This window comes from Streptomyces sp. NPDC014656 (genome assembly GCF_043084305.1).
In the GTDB taxonomy this organism is placed as follows: Bacteria; Actinomycetota; Actinomycetes; order Streptomycetales; family Streptomycetaceae; genus Streptomyces.
In genome coordinates this window covers 558,106-576,947 of sequence record NZ_JBIBZN010000005.1, presented here as the reverse complement: position 1 = coordinate 576,947, position 18,842 = coordinate 558,106, and the positions used below count along the sequence as shown (strand labels likewise).

Here is an 18,842-nt window from a genome sequence, read left to right as displayed (position 1 = left end):
TACGAGATCAACGAGGTCATCACCGGCCTCATCGGCGTCGTCCTGATCGCCTGGTCCTTCTGGTCCTCCGTCCGCCGCAACAAGGCACTGGCGGCAAAGGACAACGTCTGACCGGGGCCCGCGACCCGGAGAGCGCCCGGTCGGCTCCCGTGCCGGGAGCGCCCCGGCCCGCGGGCGTAGCCTGCCCGCGAGTTCGCCCGGCCCGTGGGTGAGCGTGGTGAGGCGGTCCTTCCTGCCGGTGCGGGTGAAGTGCTCCACGGACCGTGCGGTGGCACGTTGGCCGACCTGGCTGAAGGGCCGTACGCGTGTTCCGTACCGGGCGAACGCCTGGGTGACGTCGGCCGGAACGGGTACGGACCCCGTCTTCCTCGTGCTCGCGAACGGTGAACGAGACGCCCGGCCGTCGCTCCACGGACGGCGGGGCCTCCCGCTCGCCGGGCTGGTGGTCCCGCCACTGCTCCAGGCGGTCCAGGATCTGCCGCACGCGTCCGTACAAGCCCTTCGCTCGGAGGTCGGAATCCCAGCGGATGCGACCCCGGTCGTGAGGGGTGATCCTGGTGGCGGCACCTGAAGACCAGTCCTAAGGAGCGCCACGATGTCGATGATGGACAAGCTCAAGGAAATGCTGAAGGGTCACGAAGAAAAGACCGGGCAGGGCGTCGACAAGGCCGGGGACTTCGTCGACGAGAAGACCCAGGGCAAGTACAGCAGCCAGGTGGACACCGCCCAGGACAAGCTCAAGGAGCAGTTCGGCGGAGACCAGGGGCAGCAGCCGCCGCCTCGGTGAGGGCAGCACGCGTCGACTCGATGACCGAACCGGGCCGGCGGACGCGGGTGAGCGGCCTCCCGCAGGGCTTTGACGATCGCCGCGTGCGTGCGTACGGATCGAGGTGTCGGCGTATCCGCCCTCGGTCCGGGCACCGGGACGCTTCACCCACGCGACGGCGAACGGCCGCACCCCGAAGTCCCCGATCCCGGTGAGACCCTCCTGGACCCGGCGGCGGACGCTGTCCGTACGGGCCCAGGGGACCAGGGGGGTCTTTGCCCGCACCGAGCGGTCGCCTTCCTTCCGGTCCGGCGGGTACGGGCCGAGCTGTCCGTTCAGGCGGTCGGCCACTGTGGTCTCCCCCGGGTGAGGGGGAACGGTCCCCGCCGAACCAGCAGGGCGGCACGTCAGGGGTGCCTCCGTGAGCACTCAGGCCGGCTGCGCGCGGGTGACTTCGATGCTGGTGCGGGTGCCCCAGTGGTTGACGCGGTGGCAGGTGGCCATGGCGTAGAAGTACAGCGGGCGCAGGACGAAGGCGCGCCAGGCGGAGGCGAGGGGGGCGAGGGCGAAGAGGAGGAGGGTCTGGCGCAGGCGCATGTCGGTGCGGTGGACGGTGAACAGGCGCAGGGCCATCAGGTAGCTCATCGCGGTGCCGATGACGATGCCGGCGGTGACGAGGGCGCTGGTGTGGGTGCGCAGGTCGGGGTCGGCGAGGATGACGGCGGGGATGGCGATGCCGAGGGCGATGTGGACGTATTCGGCGACGGTGGACCAGAAGACGACGCCCGTCAGGGGCATGTAGCGCAGCCACCACAGGTGGCGGACGGTGGTGCCGCGCATCCAGCGCATCTGCTGGCGCAGGTAGTGGGACCAGCGTTCGGGGGCGAGGGTGAAGACGAGCGACGAGGGCTGGTGGACGGTGTCGCCGGCGAGGAGTCCGTAGAAGGTGAGCATGGAGTCGTCGTTCATCTGCATCGGCCGGCCGCGGAACGTCTCGTTCTCGTAGACGCCGGCCGCCTGGCGGACGATGTGGGCGCGGTAGAAGGCGAGGGTGCCGGAGTTGATGGTGACCCGGCCCAGGACGGACTGGGCGGACCGCAGGCCGCGGGTGAAGGGCAGGTAGAGCAGGTTGATCATCCGGGTCAGGGCGTTGGCGTCGTGGTTGAGGACGACGACCTGTCCGGCGACGGAGGTGACCTTCGGGTCGGCGAACGGCTTGAGCCCTTCGCCGATGGCTTCGGGGTCGAGGAGGGAGTCGCTGTCGAGGGTGACGAACACGTCCGCGTCGTCGTCGGCGAGGACGTGCATCTGGGCGTGGCGCTTGCCGCGGTTGGGGGTGCGGTCCCAGGTGACCTGGACGCCGAGGGACGCGGCGCGTTCGAACAGCTGGGCTCGGACGTCGTCGTAGGTCATGGGGGTGCCGTCGTCGTGGACGGAGCCGTCGTCGACGACCCGGATCCGGTCCACCGGCCGGGTCTGCACCAGTAGCGAGTGCAGGCAGCCGCGCAGCGCGTCCGGGTCCTCGTTGTAGACCGGGATCTGCACCGTGACCCGCAGCCGGTCCAGTTCCGCCTGCGCCTGGGGGGTGGCGGCGCGGGGCCGCTCCAGCCAGGACAGCGGCACCCACCACAGCAGCAGGAACGACACCAGCCACGGCAGGACCATGCTCTGGCTCCCGCCCACCAGCGCGGCGATCGTGCTGTAGACGTGCGCCACTCCCCAGGCGAGGAACGCCGTCAGCGGCACCGCGCCCAGCAGGACCAGGCCGAGCGAGGAGGCGTGCCACGCGCGGGGCAGCGGCGCCACGCCGGGCCACCGCTTCGGCACGGGCTTCACGGCCGCCGCGGCGACGGCGGGCGCACCGCGTCTTCGGCCGCGTCCGCGGCTCAGGAACTTCGGGCTCACCGCTCGACCGGACCCTTGCCGCGACGGAACGAGGTCCTCACCGCGACCACGCCCACCAGGACGGCGACCACGCTGATCGCCACCAGCCACACCTGACCCGTCGCCAGGCCGGTGGCCGCCAGGGTGCTGCCGGGACCCACGATCGAACCGTAGGGCATAACGCCTCCTCATCAGAGAATGACCTTCACCTCCCATATATGGTTCATATGAACTTCGCGGCTTCCCGGGTCACCCTCACGGACGTGTCGGGGCGGCCGAATGCGGCCGATCGGGTCTCCGGGGAACAGGATCCGCTCCGCCGGCCGCGCAGGACGCCGTGTCACGCCCGGGCTCGGGCACGCTCTGCTGGAGCGGTCCGGGCACCAGGGCCGCGGCGAGCTCCTCGGTGACGGTGCCCCGTGGGGCACCGGCGGCCTCACCCGGAAGGGCGGCGCCGGCCGGCAGGACGATGCCCGGCGCCTGATCGAGGTGCCGGGCATCGTCGTTCCTCCTCCCCCGTGGGAGGTCAGGGGGGTCAGGAAGCGGTCAGCTTCCCCACCGCCGTGTAGTGGATGAGGTCGTTCGGCAGGTACAGGCCGCCCCCGGAGAGGTGGGCCACCCGGTCGTAGCCGTGCTCGTCCTCGTTGAGGCCGACCAGCTCGTCGACGCCGTCGCCGTCGAGGTCGGCCGCCAGGTACCGCTGGGCGCCCAGCGGGGCGAAGCTCGCCAGCGTCGGCGGGTACTGGCGGCCCGCCGTGAGGACGGACGCGTCGTACACGAAGTTGCCGGTCTGCGAGCCCGCCACGAACAGCGCGCGGCCACCGGGGCCGACGGCCGTCCCGCCGCTCTTGACGACCGCTCCCATGAAGGTGTTGCCGTCGCCCGCGGCGGTCCAGGAGTGCACGGCCGAGTAGCCCACGGCGTACAGACCGCCGTCATGGGCGAAGTAGTTGCCGTGCAGCAGGAACGTGCCGCCCGTGCTGGAGTGCAGCACCTCGCCGGTGCGGCCGTCGCGGATCTCCGTGAACATCGGCCAGGTGGCGGCGCCGGTGGTGTTGCGGCCGACCCAGGAGTAGACGACGGCGTGACCGTCGGCGTACGGGATCTCCTTCGAGGCGAAGGTGCCGCCCCGGAGCACCGCGGCGCGCAGCGGCACGCCCGCGACCGGGCTCTTCGGACGGGCCTGCCACAGCAGCCCGCCGGTGACCGCGTCCAGGGCGACGCCGTCGATCGCCGGGGTCGTGACGTCGATCGAGCCCCGGGTGTTGTACTCGACGTGCACCCGGCCTTCGGTCACCACGGCGTCCGAGAAGACGACGTCCGACTCCGGGGCCGCGTACGACCACTTCAGCTTGCCGGCGGCGGTGTAGGCGCGCACCCGGTCGGTCGGCACGACGATCTCGGACCGGCCGTCGCCGTCGAGGTCGGCGCCGGTGACGGTGTGCACGTACTGGCCGCCGGCGTCGATGGTGGTGCGGACCTTGCCGGTGGCGCGGTCGACGAGCACGGCCGCCTTGTCGGCCGCGACGAGGATCTCGGACCGGCCGTCGCCGTCGGTGTCGGTGAGCTCGATGCCGTGCACCCCGCCCGGCATGACGGCCTGCCACAGCGCCTTCGGACGGCCGGCCGCCCACGACGGGCCGTCATAGGCCCACAGGCCGCGCGACTCTCCGCCCATGACGACGTCCTTGTTGCCATCGCCGTCGACGTCGACGGCCTCGGCGTAGGACACGTCGCCGCGCAGCGGGTTCACGTGCTCCACTGTCCCGGTGGCGAGGCCGTAGTCGAGGACGTTCTGCTCGCCGTCCGCGGTGCGGACGTGCCAGCCGTCGGCGTCCTTCCACGGCTGCGCGAACATCGGGGAGGACACCACGCCGGCGTGCTCCCAGGCCGTCTTTCCGGTGGGGCCCGCCAGGACGGCGATCCGGGCGAGCCGGGAGCCGCCGCGGTTCTCGCCGTCGTGGAGGCCGCGGTCCTCCTGCATGGTGGCGACCAGGCGCCGGTTCACGATGTCCAGGCCCCAGATGCCGGCTGGGCTGCCGCCGTCACCGGACCGCTTCAGGGTGTACGACCACAGCTGCGGGGAGCCGGGCGTGCCGTCCAGGACCCGCACGCTGCTGGAGTTGATGTTCAGGTAGGAGTCGAGGGTGGATTCGCTGACCGCGTACTCGGCCTCGCCTTCGGTCCCCCGCAGGTCGCCGACCTCCAGGGCGAGCGGCACCGCGTTGATCCGGGTGTCGAGGGTCGTGCGGGTGCCGTCGGCCGGGTCGTACGCGGCGACCTGGTACCGCACGCCGTCGGTGGGGGCCGACTGCTCCAGCGCGACGATCCGGCCGCGGCCGGCGTCGTACTCCAGCTGGCGGCTGTACAGCGTGCCGTCCTCCTGCCAGGCCGCTTTGCCGTCGGCCGTGTCCACCACCACCGTGTGGCCGGCGGCGGGGATGGCGGTGGTCTTGCCGTCGTTGAAGGACGCGGCGACCTTCCCGCCCGGCAGCTCCTGCAGACCGCCCCAGTACGTGGTGCCGGTCCTGCCGGTGTCGTGCGTCCAGGTGGCGGCCGGCGTCAGCTTGCCGTCGGCGTAGCCGAAGCGGATGCCGTTCAGGGTGGCCGTGGCGCCCGCGGGCCGGTTGAGGTTGCCCGCCGGGGAGTCGGCGATGACCAGGGTGTCGCCGGCGAGCCGGACGGCGCCCGCGTAGGCGTACAGCTTCGACCACAGGGTCTCGCCGGTGCCGCCGTCCAGGACCGAGACGAACGTGCCGTTGGGCAGCGCGGAGCCGGGGCTGGTGAAGGGCCGGTACGGGTCGATCCCGACGCTCATGGTCACGGCGAGGTCGGCGACGCCGTCCCCCGTCAGGTCGCCCGTGTCGTAGCCCAGGTCGGAGGCGGGGGTGAAGGGGCTCACCGCGTTGTATCCCATCAGCACGCGGACCGGCTTGGGGTCCTTCTGCCAGACGCGTAGCGGCGTGACCTTCCAGTCGTCGTAGTACGAGGCGTTGGCGCGGCTCCACACCTTGCCGCCGTCGCGGTGCAGGCGCTGGATGACGCCCAGGCTGCTGATGGCGAGGTAGTCGCCGTCCGTGCCGGCCAGCGGGACGGTGTCGGCCATCCCCTGGACGCCTTCCACGGCGCCCTTGGTGGTGACGGTGACGCCCCCGGCGGCGATGGCGGCGGAGTCCCCGGTCGTACCGGGGTCGGCGGTGGTGTCCGAGTTGTCGGAGGTGCCGTCCGCGGTACCGCCGGACGCGCCCTCGTCGGACTCGCGGTCGTCGGACGCGCCGGGCGCGTCGACGCCGTCCGTGACGTGGTTCTCCGTCTGGTTGTACGGGTCGAGCCGCACCTGCTCCTGCAGGGTCTCGGCCTGCGCCTCGCTGAGCGTCAGCATCCCGCTGCCGTCGTCGGCGTGCACGGCCGGGACGGCGCTCAGCGCCAGTCCGGCCGCGGCCAGGGTCGAAGCGAGGCGCAGGGCCCGCCTGGAGGTGTTCTTCATCGGTTGCTCCCCTGGGTGAAGCGGATCGCCGTGCCGTCGGTCAGCGCGCTCCTGTCGAAGGAGTACGCGAACCCGTCGGTCCCCGCCTGGTTCTCGACGCCGACGGTCGCCGAAGCGCCGCCGGCCGCGACGTCCGCGTACTGCAGCGTGACGGCGCCGGTGGCCTCGTCGAAGACGGCCTCGAAGGTGACGCGCGCGGAACTGTCGCCGGCGGAAGCGGCGTTGTTCCAGACCACCGCGAACGTCCGTTGTCCCACCGCGCCGTTGACGGCGGTCTGCACGCTGGCGCGCTTGTCGACGACCAGGTCGTCCCAGTAGGCGGCGATGATGCCGTTGGGCTGCGTGGCGTTCGGCAGGTCGGTGTTGGTGAGGTCGCCGAGGCGCGGGGAGAGGAAGTTGACCAGGCCGTTGGTGGTGACGTTCAGGCTGGTGTACCGCACGCCGTAGAAGTCGACGGGGAACGGCAGCCGGACCCCGGTGGCGTCCTCGTCGCCGGAGAGCGCGAGGGTGGTCCTGCCCTTGATCCAGCCGTACGGCGCCGGGGCGCAGGTCGTGGTGCCGGAGGCGTCGGTGCGGCGAGGCAGCCGGACGTCCGCCGTCTCGGCGCCGTCCACGGTCAGTACGCGGTTCGAGGGCCCGTTGCACCGCGCCGGGTTCGGCGGGGTGAAGCCGAGGCCGAAGCTGCCCTCGGCGACGTCCGGCAGGGTGTACGTGCCGTCGGCGCGGGTGGTGGCGGCGTCGACCGGGGCGCCGATGACCTCCACGGTGGCGCCGGCGAGCGGCGCGCCCTGGGCGTCCAGCACGGTGCCGGTGACGGCGTGGTGCGGCACCGCGGTCATCGCGATCGGGCGGTCGGCGTTCTCGCCGGCGGCCACCTCGTACGTGGCGGTGTGGTCGGTGTAGCCGTAGTGGCCGGTGGTCACGGTGTAGCTGCCGGCCGGCACGGTGAACCGGTAGGTGCCGTCGTCACGGCTCACGGTTGAACGGCTGGTGTCGCCCCCCTTCACGGTCACGGTGGCGCCCGCGACGACCGCTCCGGTGTCCTTGTCGGTCACCTTCCCGGTGACGACCGCCTTGGTGTGCGGAGCGGCGTCCACGGCGGCCAGGGCGTCGAGCTTGCCCTCGCCCCAGACGTTGTTGAAGCCCGCGGTGCCGCCGCAGTGGGTGTCCGCCACGTCGCGGGCGGTCTCGTTCAGGAGGGCCCGGGTGGCGTCGATGTCACCGATCAGGGACGGGGCCTCGGACCACAGCAGGGCGACGGTGCCCGCGACGTGCGGAGTGGCCATCGACGTGCCGCTGATGGCGTTGTAGGAGCCGCCGGGCCAGGCGGAGCGGATGTTGACGCCGGGCGCGGCGATGTTCGGCTTGGTCGAGCCGTCGTTGAGCGACGGGCCGAAGCCGGAGGTCGTCGCGATCCTGCCGGAGGAATCGTAGGAGCCCACGGCGTAGGACGACCCCTGCGCGCCGGGCGCGCGGGCGGTGGAGCAGGTCACGCCGTCGCCGTCGTTGCCGTTGGCGAACGCCTCGAAGATGCCGGCCGCGTTCCAGGCGTCGACGATGTCCTGGTAGAAGTCGGTGTTGCCGCCGCCCCAGGAGTTGTTGACGATGTTCGGGGCCAGGTCGGGCCGCGGGTTGTCGCCGTTGCGGTCGGTCGGCGCCAGGATCCACTGGCCCGCCGCGAGCAGGTCGCCGTCGTAACAGTGGTCGTCCGCACAGCCCTTGGCGGCGATCCAGCGGGCGCCGGGTGCCACGCCGATGCCGCCGCTGCCGGCCATGGTGCCCATGGTGTGGGTGCCGTGCCCGGTGTTGTCGCACGGGGCACCGCCGGTGCCGCACCGGCCGCTCGGGTCGTAGAAGTTGTAGTCGTGATGGGCCGCGGTGCCGTTCCAGCCTCGGTAACCGGCCTTCAGCGCGGGGTGGTCCCACTGCACGCCGCTGTCGACGTTGGCGATGACGATGCCCTCGCCCTCGGCCTGGTACTGGTCCCAGACCTGGTCGGCCCTGATGTCCGCGACGCCCCACTCGGGAGTGACGGCACCGGCCGCGTCGGCAGCGGTGCCCGAGCCGGGGGTAGCCGAGTCGGTGGTACCCGAGCCGGGGGTAGCCGAGTCGGTGGTACCGGCGGCCCGGGAGGACGCTTCGACGTCGTCTAGGCGGTAGGCCCGTTCCTTGACGATGCCCGCCACGTCCGCGCGGGCGGCGAGCTCCTCGACGACGTTCTTGTCGGCGGTGGTCACCAGCAGGGTGTTGGCGATCCAGTAGGACTCGTACCCGACCTTCTTGCGGTCCAGGAACGAACGCAACGGCTTCTGGCTGTCCGCCGCCTCCGTCCTGAGCGCGTCGAAGACGGCCTTCGCCCGGGCGCCGTGGCCCTTCGCCTTCTTCGCGGCGGACAGGTCGGCCTGGTCCTTCAGGACGACGAAGAACCGCGACTGCTCACCGGCCGACACGGCGTCGAGCACGGCGGCGTCGACCTGCGCGTGACGGGGGGGCGAGGCGGCCGCGGACTGGGGTAGCACGGTGGCCGAACCGCCGAGCACGGCGGCGAGGGTGGCCGCCGCCCACGCGCTGACCCGGCGTCGGGGTATGCGGGAGACATTCATCTGAGGGAACTCGCTTCTTCGCAACGGGGGTTCACCGGTCGGCCAGGTGGTTCTCACCGGCGCGGACCGGGTGGTGCCGCACGCTAGGGGAAGCGCGTTACTGGGGCATTACTGGCCGTCCGCGGTCGCTTCCCACCACGGGGCGCGTCGACGACGACAGGTCCCCCACCCGACCGGCAGCCGGTCCAACGGCCCTGCTCCGCAGCCGGTGATGACGCAAAGCGCGGTCGGCCTGGGGAAGCGCGATGACGCGACTCGACGTGCCGGCCGGCGGCCGGGTCGTGAGCTCGATCGGCGGTGCGGAGTCGTGGCCGGCGCCGGTCACGATGACGTGTGGGTGCACGCTCGCGCCGTTCTGGCCTGGCCTGGCCTGGCCGACAAGGCCCCTTCCCCTGGCGTTCCTCTCGCGCGGTCCGCGCCCCTCTCCGCCGACGTGGAATCCGGGCGGGGCTCCCGCACCCTTTCGGCCAGGCCGCGCACCGCAAACGGCGCGGCCAGTGAGGTGGCCGTCCGCCGGCCTTCGACCGCGGGGGCTACGAACAGCGCAACACCGTCGAGCGGTGCGTCAACAAGACCAGGCAGTGGCGCGGTTCGGCCACTGGTTACGACAAGATCGTCACCGTCTACCTCGCCGGACTTCGCACCGGCGCCCTCTTCGTCTGGTCAGCGAGGTGACTCCGGAGAAAACGATCTGCGTCTGCGGACGCAGGATGGCGCGGTGTCCGCCTCAATCCTGCTTCTCGCCGGCCGGGTAAGCCACGGGAGGGCTCTCTCCACTTCGAATCGAATCTGCGCCCACGGCGAACGACCCGAAGTACTCGCGCAGCTTCACGATGGCCATCGGAACCCCTGTCTGAAACCCGGCCCAGACAGCACACGAGATCAGAGACCTCGACTTCTCTGTGAACTGACCACCGATCCACCAGAACGTGGTCAGGGCCAGCCACAGTGCACCCCATAGAAGAGGCGCCGGGGTTCTTCTCAACCAGTCGCGCATGAAAGGAGGTTACTGGTCAGGCACACTTCCGTCGCCACCTTGACCAGGCCCTGCGTTACGCCCCCGGCCGGAACTGCGTCCGCCAGCTCCGCCTCGACCCCGCCCGGGGCAGGATCGTCGCCCTGGAGCAGTCGGCCCACGACGAGGGCATGACGTACGGGATCACCGCCTACGCCCCCGCCGGCGGCGGCCACACCGGTCGCAGCGCCCGCGTCAGCGCCGTGGCCACGGCGCTGGAGATCGGCGACGTCCAGGGCGACGCCGAGCCGGAGTACACCGTCGCCGAGGCCACGCTCTCCAGCTCGGGGCCTGCGGGCCGTCGACGGCGGGATCGTCGTCTCCTACCTGGACGACCGGGATTCCACCGTCGCCGCCGACTGCGGCGGGGCCCACTATGCCCGCCTCGCGGTCTTCACCGGCGACAACGGAGCGTGAAGCGGGAGTGGGCCGTCCCGGCGGAGATCGGCACCCCTGTCTTCGTCGGCCTGTCGGCCTCCGAGGGGGAGGTCCGCGCCCCATACCGGTCCCGCGCGGCATGGCCCCGGCGAGCGCCGGCGTCCCCGTGGGCGGGGCCGGGCTGAACGGCGCGGACGGTTCGGTCGCCTGGTCGCTCGTCCAGAAGGCAGCCGCCACCGGTACCACCGGCGCCGTGCTGGGCGTCCCGCCGCGCGCCGACCCCTCTAGCCCGGGCGGATCTCGGCCTCGATGTGGGCGAGGTGGGCGGCGAGGATCTCCTCGAACGCGGCGCGGCGATCCACCCCCAGGGGGCGGACGTCGCGGGCGAAGTGGGCCAGGGCGGGGAAGCGTTCGGGATCGGCGCCCAGCACCGCGACGCGGAACAGCTCCATGCCCTGTTCGCACTCCTCCGAGGACATGGTGCTGACCCCCGCCTCGGAGGCGATCAGCGCGGAGATGAGGACCGCGAGCCGGTGGTAGCGCGCCGGGATCTCCTCGTCGGGCAGTCCTGACGCGCGCAGGGCCTGCAGCACCTCTTCCATGACCAGCCGGGAGCCGGCGCCGCCGGACGCGTACCGCCCCCAGACCGCGGCGAGTTGGGGCTGCCGGCCGAAGGCCTCCCGCAGGCGCAGGGCCAGAGCGGTGAGGCGCTGCTTCCAGTCGCCCTCGGGGCGATGGCCATCCATGGAGGCCAGGAGGATCCGGTCGGCGACCGCCCGCAGCAGTTCCGTCTTGCTGCGGAAGTGCCGGTAGAGGCTGGAGGAGTCGGTCCCGAGCGTCGCGGCGAGCTTGCGCACGCTGAACGACTCCGTGTCGCTCGTGACGAGCAACTCCGCTGCCGCGTCCAGGATCTCCTCGGTCGACCAGCGCCTGCGACCTGCCATGTCTCTCCTCTCGCCGAGCCCCGACTCTAACCTATGCACTTGGCGTTGCACGCACCGCGTGCATAACGAGGACATGGGTGTGCCGGGCCGCACGACGGCAGCCGGCCGGTGCATCGCGCACGCCCTGTCGCCCAGGCCGGACCACCCGGCCTGGAGTTCGCCCGGAACACTCCGAAAGGACGCACAGCGTGAGGAACTTACTGGACGGCGCGGCGCTGGACGCCGCCCTGGAGAACGTCCACGGCGCCGGGATGCCGGGCCTGTTCGCCGAAGTGCGCGACGGCGACCAGGTCTGGCGCGGCGCCGCCGGGATCGCCGACCTCGCCACCGGCCGACCCGTCACCGCCGACCTGCGCCACCGCGTCGGCAGCGTCACCAAGACCTTCACCGCCGCCGCCGTCCTGCAGCAGGTCGAGAGCGGGCGCCTCGGGCTCGACACACCGATCGGCCGGTACCTTCCGCGTCTGGTCCCCGGGGAACGCGGTGACGCGATCACGGTCCGGATGCTGATCAACCACACCAGCGGCCTCGCCGAGTACCTCCCGTACGCCTACCCCTCCCTCAAGGCGTTGCCCGTCGCCGCGGAGACCGGGCCGCAGAGCCTGGACGACCACCGGCATACGCGGTTCGACCCCGTCGAACTGATCGAGATGGGGGTCACCGCACCGGCCGTCGGCACCCCGGGCGGCACTCCGGGGGTGTACTCCAACACCAACTACCTGCTCCTCTCCCAACTCCTGGAAGAGGTGAGCGGCACGACGGCCGAGCTGTGCATCACCCGGAACGTCATCGAGCGCGCCGGGCTCCGGGACACCGGATTCCCCGCAGGACCGTACGTCGACGGACCGCACTCGCGGCTCTACGAGGCGTGGTTCGGCATGATCGACCCGCCGCGCGACTACAGCGTCTTCGACATGTCGTACGCGGGACCGTCGGCCTCGCTGACATCGACCGTCGGCGACCTCAACCGCTTCTTCGGCATGCTGCTGGCCGGAGAGATCGTCAGTCCGTCGTCGCTGGAGCAGATGCAGCGCACCGTCCCGATCGTCTCCCAGGAGGGGAAGATAATCGACTACGGACTCGGCCTGTACCCGATGGAGGGACCCGGGCAGGGCGTCTTCTGGGGCCACGGCGGCACGGTCTGGGGCGGTGGAACGCTGGCCATGATCCGTGCCGACGGCAAGCGGCGGATGGCGGTCGCGGTGAACCTGCAGAGGTGGAACGGGTTCGACTCCTCCGGCAAGCCGCGGCCCCATCCCATCGACGACGCGCTCGCGGCTCTGTACCGCGTGGCGATGTACGGCTGACCGGGCCGGCGCGGAAGTCACCGGCGCCCTGTTCCTGACGGCCCCGGCCCCCGCCGGGGTCAGCAGCGCCCGGATCGCGTCACATGGGCCTATGCGCGGGGCGTGCCGTCCCAGCGCCATGTGGTGAGGCGGGGGTGTCCGGGGAGTTCGGCGCGTCCGGTGGCCCACAGGAGGGTGGTCCAGCTGTCCGTGGACGACGGTGCGTCCGGGAACAGCCTGGCGAGCACCCGCGCGCACAGACCGGCGGGCGGGCTCCACGCGAGATCGAGCCCTTCTGCCAGGTCGTGCGTGTGCACCAGGGTCTCCACGATCCCCATCGCGGCGAAACCCTCGGGGTCCGAGACGCCGAAGACGTGGTGAGCGCGGGTCCGCGGAGATGCCGTGCGCACCATGGCGACCAGCAGCGCGCCGCTCGCCTCCAGGACCTGGAGCAGGCCCGCGGGCCCCGCTTCGCGGTTCGCGTGAATGGCGTTCGCCGGGCCGCCGGGGCGTCGGCTTTCCCATACGAAGGGCACGTCGCCGTCCAGGGGCGGTGTGCTGGGGCCCAGTTGCGCGGCGTAGGCGAAGAGGTCGTCGCTGAGGTGCTCGACCGTTTCCCAGCAGTCCCATTCCAGCGAACCGGCCTTGCCCTCCCAAGCGGCCGGAGGCGCCTCGCGGAGGACCGCCACGGCAAGCCGCACGGCGAGATCGAGGTCATCCGCGCTGACGGGGGGCCGGGAGGGGGTGACATCGGCTGATCGGAACATGACGGAACCGTACCGCGACCGGAAGGAGCCCCCTCCTGTCGACCACCCGGCCGGCGACCCGGTGAAGGTTCGCGGCCACGGCACCGGCCCCGCCTGACGGGGGAGGCACGGGGCCGGCGGATCTCCACTTCGCCGGGCGTCGCCCGGCGTGGCGGTGAACGGCCAGCCGGCATCGGTTCGGTGCTCGCCACGGGGCCTCTGCCGGTGCTCGTCCGGTCACGCCGTGACGGTACGGCGAGGCACTGGCAAATGGCCCCGAGGCATTCCCGACTCGGCGGACCGGGCCGAGGGCGGCCGCGGACGGATGCGGTTACGGCGGGGCTGATGAAAGGGTGGGGGCATGAGCGAGGATTCCGGGGCCCCGGTCCGCCACCGCGACCGGCACGTCTGGCTGGTGCGCTTCACCGACCGCGTCCTCGTGGTCTGCCCGCGATGCGGCGGCCGCGCCCATGTGGTGCCGCGGCCGGACCTCGCCCCGCCCCGCTGGTCCAGCGAGCTGCTGGTCCTGCCGCGCCGGATGGCGTGTACGGGGTGCGGGGCGGTACGGGAGTGGACTGCCGAACCCCGCGGCGAAGGACTGGCCGGGGCGGCGATCGGCGGCACCGAGGACCCCTTCTTCCGGTTCCCGCTGTGGCTGCAGGCCCGATGTGCCGGGCGGGTGCTCGGGGCGTACAACGGGGCCCATGTCGAGGAGCTGTCCGGCTACGTGGGGGCCCGGCTGCGTGAGCGCGGCAGCCTCAGCCCGACCCTGGCGATGATCCCGCGGCTGCCCGCGTGGATGAAACGGGCCGGCAACCGGTCGGCGGTACTGGCGGCCCTGAACGTGCTGCGCACCCTGGCGGACGCCGAACACTCCACCGCGGCGCACCGCTCGGACGCGGCCCATCCCCGGCACGACCGTCCGCGTTATCCGGGCAGCCTGTTCTTCCGCGGCGGCGCCTACTAGCGCGGCACCGGACGGTCGTCCCCGCCCGCGCGGGGTGCCGCGGCCGGATTCGGCACCGCGGACCGGCTCCCGGCGGTCCCGCGCGAGCGGAGGCCGGCGGCGGTCCGGGTCGCCGCCGGCCTCGTCCTTCAGCCGCGCCGACGGGTGCGCGGGCGGGCGGACGGGCCGGTCACCAGATTCCGTCGATGACTTCTTCGAAGACGAGGTGCCACGGGGACTCCTCTTCGGCGAACGGGAGGGGGTCGAAGGCGGTGATCCTGGCGCGCAGGGCGTCGACGCGCTCCTCGCGGTCCCCGTCGTCCTCTTCCGGCTCTTCCAGGGCCTGCCGCAGGTTCTCGAACGCGGTGAGGGCGTGAACGAGGGATTCGACGTCCCGGTGGAGGGGGCGGTAGGTCATGCGGGCCGGGCCGTCACCGAGGGCGTAGACGGTTCCGGAGTCCGGGTCGAGTCCGAGGGTGGTGTCGGCGAACATGCCGAGCACGAGCCACCTGTGGCACTCCTCGGGAGCGGTCCCCCACTTGCTGTACCACCGGGGGACGTCGACGTGGTCGTCCGCGCGCAGGCTCGCCTTCGACATGAACCATTCGGTGTCGGGGAGGCCGACCGTGCTCAGCAGGTGTGCGGTGCGGGCGTCGAGGCGACGGCGGGGGGCGGTGCAGCGCGGGAAGTGGACGACATTGGTGAGTCCGAAGGCGGTGCGCACCTCGTCCGCGGTGACGGCGAAGTTCATGCCGGGACCTTACGCCGGGGAGGCGGGCGGCCGATTGCGCACACTTCCTCGTGCCGCACGTCCGGGAGCCCGGTTCCGCCCCTACCGGGACACGGCGGGCGCGCTGCGGGAGTTCGTCCAGGACGAGGACACGGGCGAGGCCGGGCGGGACCTGATCGACGAGTTCGAAGAACTCCACGGAGGAGCCCTGCCGTTCGCCGATCCCGGGAGCAACGCCCGCAGGACTCCGGAGACGGGCGCCGGCCCCGCCTGAATCCCGTACCGCCTGCGGCCCTCCGCTCTCGCGTACGGGGGGTGCGCGCGGTGGCCAAGAGTCCCTGACGTTCCCGCGGCACCCGTCCCGCTCCCCCGTACCCCCCGCACCGGCTCGCGGACGCCGTGGCCGGGAATGGCGGGGGCGGGGGGCGGGGAGGGCGGAGCCGGTCAGCTGTCGGCGACCGGGGTCGCTCCCAGCCTGATGTTGTCCACGGCCCAGAACCAGTTGTTGCCCGCGCGGTGGACCCGGAAGCCCACCTTCGCCGAGCGCGCGTCGGCCGGCACCGGGAAGGAACAGGTCACGAGGCGGTTCTGCTGGTCGCGGCCGCTGTTGGTGTTCCCCGACGGCGCGCTGGAGTAGTGCAGCACCCGGGAGGTGACGCCCGTGTCGAAGACCACGGTCACCTCGGCCTCCTGCGGGCTCTCCTGCCGGTAGTGGGAGTCGAAGCCCAGGTACAGCGTCGGGGTCCCCTCCGGGATCGCGACCGCGGGCGTCATCAGCGTCGAGTCGAAGGTGCCACGGCTGGACGGGCTGCCCGTGTCGTCCCAGTCGTCCGGGTCGGCGACGGCGACGACGCCCAGGGACCGGCCGAACGCGGCGCGTTCCTGGCCGGCGGGGAACCAGAACTGCCGGGACAGGAACGACCAGCCGTTGAGTTCCTCCGTGCCCCGCGGCATCCCGGCCGCGTTGGTGACCGTCCACCCGTCGGGCGCGGTCCGCGTCCAGCCCCGCAGCCCCGGACGGCTCAGGTCGGTGGCCGGGGCCAGCCGGCCGGCGAGGGACTCGAAGTTCTCGGCGAGCAGGTAGCCGGTCATCACCGGTCCCACGCGGGCGGCCAGCGCCGCCGTCCGCTCCACCGCCGCGCCGCTCGCGGTGCGCGCGCCGACGGTCGCCTTCAGCGTCGTCGAGGTGCGGGCCGCCGACGCGGGGGCCGTGACCTCCCAGACCGCCTTCACCGACGTACGGGCCGGAACCGAGGCCGGGGTGCCGGCGGCCGCCTCGGCACGCCACCCGTCCGGTAGCGCCAGCGCCGCCGACAGGCCGGTGAGCGGGGCGTTGCCCGCGTTGGTGACGGTGGCGGTCACGGCCAGCGGCTGTTCCGGGTACAGCGCGCAGCCGTCGGTGCCGGGGGAGCTCGCCGGTGCGGTCAGGGTCAGGGTCACCGCGCGGGCGACCTCGGCACGGACCCGGGCGTCCGCGACGCGCAGCAGGCCGTCGCCTTCGGCGCGGGCGGTGACGGTGAGGGTGGCGGCGGTGGCGTCGACGGCGGGGGTGACCGTGAAGCGCAGGTCCGCCGAGCCGCCGCCGGGCAGGCTGCGCGGGACCGGCCCGGCGGGCTCGACCGTCCAGCCGGCCGGTGCCCGCAGCGATACCGCGAGGTCCCGCAGCCGGCCCGGCTCCTCGTTGCGTATGCGCACCCGCACCTCGGCGGGGCTGCCCTGCACGAGCGGGGCGGTCAGCGGAGGCAGCGGCTCCGGCAGGGTGAGCGCCGCGCTCAGCGCCGGACCGGTCCCGATCGACGGGTCGGTGGTGCCCGGTCCGCCGTCCGCGGGCCGGCCGGACATCCGCCGCAGGAAGCGGGGGTCGTCCTCGTCGAGCACCACGATGTCGTACCAGCCGTGCCGGGCGAGCGGTACGGACACGGTCCGCTTCCGGCCGGGTGCCAGCCGGATCCTCTGCGCACGGCCCTCGCCGCGCCCCGGATGGGTGGACTCCCCCACCAGGAGCGTGCGGGTCCGCTCCGACGGGTTGCCGCACTCCACGTCCACGCTGCGGACGTGGGCGCGTTCCACGACGTGCGCCTCGGCGCCGGTGCCCGCGCCGCGCAGTTCCCACCGTGCCCAGCCGGGGCCGTGCACCTGGAGGTCGTAGCCCTCGGGGCCGTACGGCAGGCTGCCGGTGGTGCTGTCCCGGCCGGCGACGGTCCAGGTCCGCGGCGCGGTCCCGTCCCCCGGGTACGCGGTGATCGCGGCGGTCCGCCGCCCCTCGTTGCCGAGCGCCAGCCGCACCTCGGTGCCGGTGACGGTGGCGCGCAGCGAGAGCCGGTACGGGGACGGCCGGGTGGGGCGGACGCCGGGCTCCTGGACGGGCCGCGCCTGCGTCGCCGGCGGCACCGGATTCCAGCGGCCGATCGGTGCCGGGACCGCGCCGGGCTGCTCCACCTCGGGCTGCCGGTAGGCGCGGTCGAAGTCGAACACGGAGGTCAGGTCGCCGAAGACGCTGCGCCGCCAGGCGCTGATGTTGGGTTCCTGGACCCCGGTCCACTTCTCCAGGAACCTGATCACCGAGGTGTGGTCGAAGAGCTCGGAGTTCACGAACCCGCCGACCGTCCAGGGGGACACGACGGTCATCGGGACGCGCGGTCCGGGGCCGACGGGGCGGCCGCCCACCCAGTCGTCGCCGTCGCCGCTCTCCGGCCTGGGCGCGGTGGGGGCGGGGACGTGGTCGAAGTAGCCGTCGTTCTCGTCGAAGTTGATGAACAGCGCGGTCTTCGACCAGGTCCCGGGGTCGGAGGCGATGGCGTCCAGCAGGTCGTAGACGAGGCCGGCGCTGCCGGCGGGCGTGGAGGAGCCGGGGTGTTCGGACAGTGCGGCCGTGGGCACCACCCAGCTGACCCGGGGGAGGGTCCCGGCCTTGATGTCGGCCTTGATCCGGGTGAGCAGGGAACCCGGTTCGGAGCGGTGGGCGCCGCGGAGGAACAGCCGGCGCTCGTCCTCGGGAAGGGCGTCGACCGCGGTACGGAACCGGGCCAGATCGGCCTGCCGCTCGCTGTCGCTCTTCGCCCACAGCTTGTCGTAGAACTCCTCGGTGGTGGCGTAGGGGAATCCCGCGGCGGTGAGGATCTTCCGGCCGATCCGCTTCCACGGCTTGAAGTACTCCACCGCGTTGTCGGTGAAGTTGTCCCATTCCTGGTAGATCTGCCAGGAGACCCCGGCGGCCTCCAGGCGTTCCGGGTAGGTGGTCCAGTCGTAGCCGGCGTGGCCGTAGGAGTACGCGGCGTTGGTGACGGCCCGGCCGCCGCCACCGGGTTCGAACCCGGTGGTGCCGGTCCACAGGTAGTTGCGGTTGGGGTTCGTGGAGCCGAAGACGGAGCAGTGGTAGGCGTCGCAGATGGTGAAGCGGTCGGCGAGTTCGTACTGGAGGGGGATGTCGCGCCGGTCGTAGTGGGCCATGGTGCTCTGGCCCTTGGCCGCGATCCAGTCGTTCCACCATCCGTTCGCCCGGGCCTGTACCCCGTCGGTGAAGCCGTGCGGCAGCGAGCCGAGGTACTGGATGTCGCTCTCGGGCCGTCCGGCGTCGACGGCCGCCTGCCGTGCGGAGAACGGCAGGACGGCGGGCCCGCCGGAGCGGGGCTGCTCGAACACGCTCGCGCCGTCGGGCAGTCGCAGCGCTCTGGTGTCGCCGAAGCCGCGGACGCCCCTGAGGGCACCGAAGTAGTTGTCGAAGGAGCGGTTCTCCTGCATCAGCACGATGACGTGCTCGACGGCCCGGAGGCCACCGCGCGGCAAGGGGGCGGCCATGGCCGTCAGGAGGGAGGGAGGCAGGACGGAGAGCGCGGACCCAGCGGCGAGGGTGCCGAGGACCTTACGGCGTGAGAAGTCGGGCATGCCGGGGAGGCTAGGACGTGGCGCGGCACCTCCAGAACCCGTCACGCCAGGGATTCGCCCACTGTTCACACCAGGGACTCATACGAAATCCGCAGGTCAAGGTCATGATCACGATGAGCTGACGGATACGCGGGGGCCGGCGTGTCCACCAGGGCGTACCGCGCGCCTCCGC

The 18,842-nt window shown here is 72.6% G+C and carries 14 protein-coding genes; 5 read left to right on the top strand and 9 right to left on the bottom strand.

Annotated elements, in window-relative coordinates:
- Both ACF1ED_RS15995 and ACF1ED_RS15990 read left to right on the top strand, forming a co-directional pair.
- On the top strand, positions 1–111 hold a 111-nt coding region (locus ACF1ED_RS15995; protein ID WP_391760748.1), incomplete at its 5' end, for a DUF475 domain-containing protein.
- Between the two features lie 484 nt (positions 112–595).
- Entirely contained in the window at positions 596–787 is a 192-nt protein-coding gene (locus ACF1ED_RS15990; protein WP_391760702.1) for an antitoxin, read from the top strand.
- A gap of 408 nt (positions 788–1,195) precedes the next feature.
- On the opposite strand, the gene ACF1ED_RS15985 is transcribed toward ACF1ED_RS15990, so the two are convergent.
- From ACF1ED_RS15985 to ACF1ED_RS15960, 6 genes are all read right to left on the bottom strand, one after another.
- Entirely contained in the window at positions 1,196–2,671 is a 1,476-nt protein-coding gene (locus ACF1ED_RS15985; RefSeq protein ID WP_391760700.1) for a glycosyltransferase, read from the bottom strand.
- Positions 2,668–2,829, bottom strand: a complete 162-nt coding sequence (locus tag ACF1ED_RS15980) for a hypothetical protein (RefSeq protein ID WP_391760698.1) — start codon at positions 2,827–2,829, stop codon at positions 2,668–2,670. The genes ACF1ED_RS15985 and ACF1ED_RS15980 overlap by 4 nt, the downstream gene beginning before the upstream one ends.
- Positions 2,830–3,185: 356 nt before the next feature.
- A complete protein-coding gene (locus ACF1ED_RS15975) occupies positions 3,186–6,137 on the bottom strand; it encodes an FG-GAP repeat domain-containing protein (RefSeq protein ID WP_391760696.1) in 2,952 nt (983 codons plus the stop codon).
- Positions 6,134–8,740, bottom strand: a complete 2,607-nt coding sequence (locus tag ACF1ED_RS15970) for a S8 family serine peptidase (protein ID WP_391760694.1) — start codon at positions 8,738–8,740, stop codon at positions 6,134–6,136. Before ACF1ED_RS15970 ends, ACF1ED_RS15975 begins: the two co-directional genes overlap by 4 nt.
- Positions 8,741–9,467: 727 nt before the next feature.
- Positions 9,468–9,737: a hypothetical protein gene (locus tag ACF1ED_RS15965; RefSeq protein ID WP_391760692.1), complete on the bottom strand. Its 270-nt coding sequence runs from the start codon at positions 9,735–9,737 to the stop codon at positions 9,468–9,470.
- A gap of 680 nt (positions 9,738–10,417) precedes the next feature.
- Positions 10,418–11,077, bottom strand: a complete 660-nt coding sequence (locus ACF1ED_RS15960) for a TetR/AcrR family transcriptional regulator (RefSeq protein WP_391760690.1) — start codon at positions 11,075–11,077, stop codon at positions 10,418–10,420.
- Positions 11,078–11,265: 188 nt separating this feature from the next.
- Between ACF1ED_RS15960 and ACF1ED_RS15955 the strand changes: the two genes are divergently transcribed.
- Positions 11,266–12,384, top strand: coding sequence for a serine hydrolase domain-containing protein (locus ACF1ED_RS15955; protein ID WP_391760688.1), 1,119 nt, complete (start codon positions 11,266–11,268; stop codon positions 12,382–12,384).
- A gap of 89 nt (positions 12,385–12,473) precedes the next feature.
- Here ACF1ED_RS15955 and ACF1ED_RS15950 read toward each other — a convergent pair whose 3' ends face one another.
- Positions 12,474–13,130, bottom strand: coding sequence for a hypothetical protein (locus ACF1ED_RS15950; protein ID WP_391760686.1), 657 nt, complete (start codon positions 13,128–13,130; stop codon positions 12,474–12,476).
- A gap of 340 nt (positions 13,131–13,470) precedes the next feature.
- Between ACF1ED_RS15950 and ACF1ED_RS15945 the strand changes: the two genes are divergently transcribed.
- Positions 13,471–14,076 (top strand): hypothetical protein, encoded by a 606-nt coding sequence (locus ACF1ED_RS15945; RefSeq protein ID WP_391760684.1) that lies wholly within the window; start codon positions 13,471–13,473, stop codon positions 14,074–14,076.
- Positions 14,077–14,245: 169 nt separating this feature from the next.
- Here ACF1ED_RS15945 and ACF1ED_RS15940 read toward each other — a convergent pair whose 3' ends face one another.
- Positions 14,246–14,806, bottom strand: coding sequence for an SUKH-4 family immunity protein (locus ACF1ED_RS15940; protein ID WP_391760682.1), 561 nt, complete (start codon positions 14,804–14,806; stop codon positions 14,246–14,248).
- A gap of 34 nt (positions 14,807–14,840) precedes the next feature.
- Between ACF1ED_RS15940 and ACF1ED_RS15935 the strand changes: the two genes are divergently transcribed.
- Positions 14,841–15,059 (top strand): hypothetical protein, encoded by a 219-nt coding sequence (locus ACF1ED_RS15935; RefSeq protein WP_391760680.1) that lies wholly within the window; start codon positions 14,841–14,843, stop codon positions 15,057–15,059.
- Positions 15,060–15,229: 170 nt separating this feature from the next.
- Here the strand turns inward: ACF1ED_RS15935 and ACF1ED_RS15930 are convergent, their stop codons facing one another.
- The gene (locus tag ACF1ED_RS15930) at positions 15,230–18,670 is read right to left on the bottom strand and encodes a phosphocholine-specific phospholipase C (RefSeq protein WP_391760678.1); all 3,441 of its coding nucleotides are present in this window, start codon (positions 18,668–18,670) and stop codon (positions 15,230–15,232) included.
- Positions 18,671–18,842 lie beyond the last annotated feature (172 nt).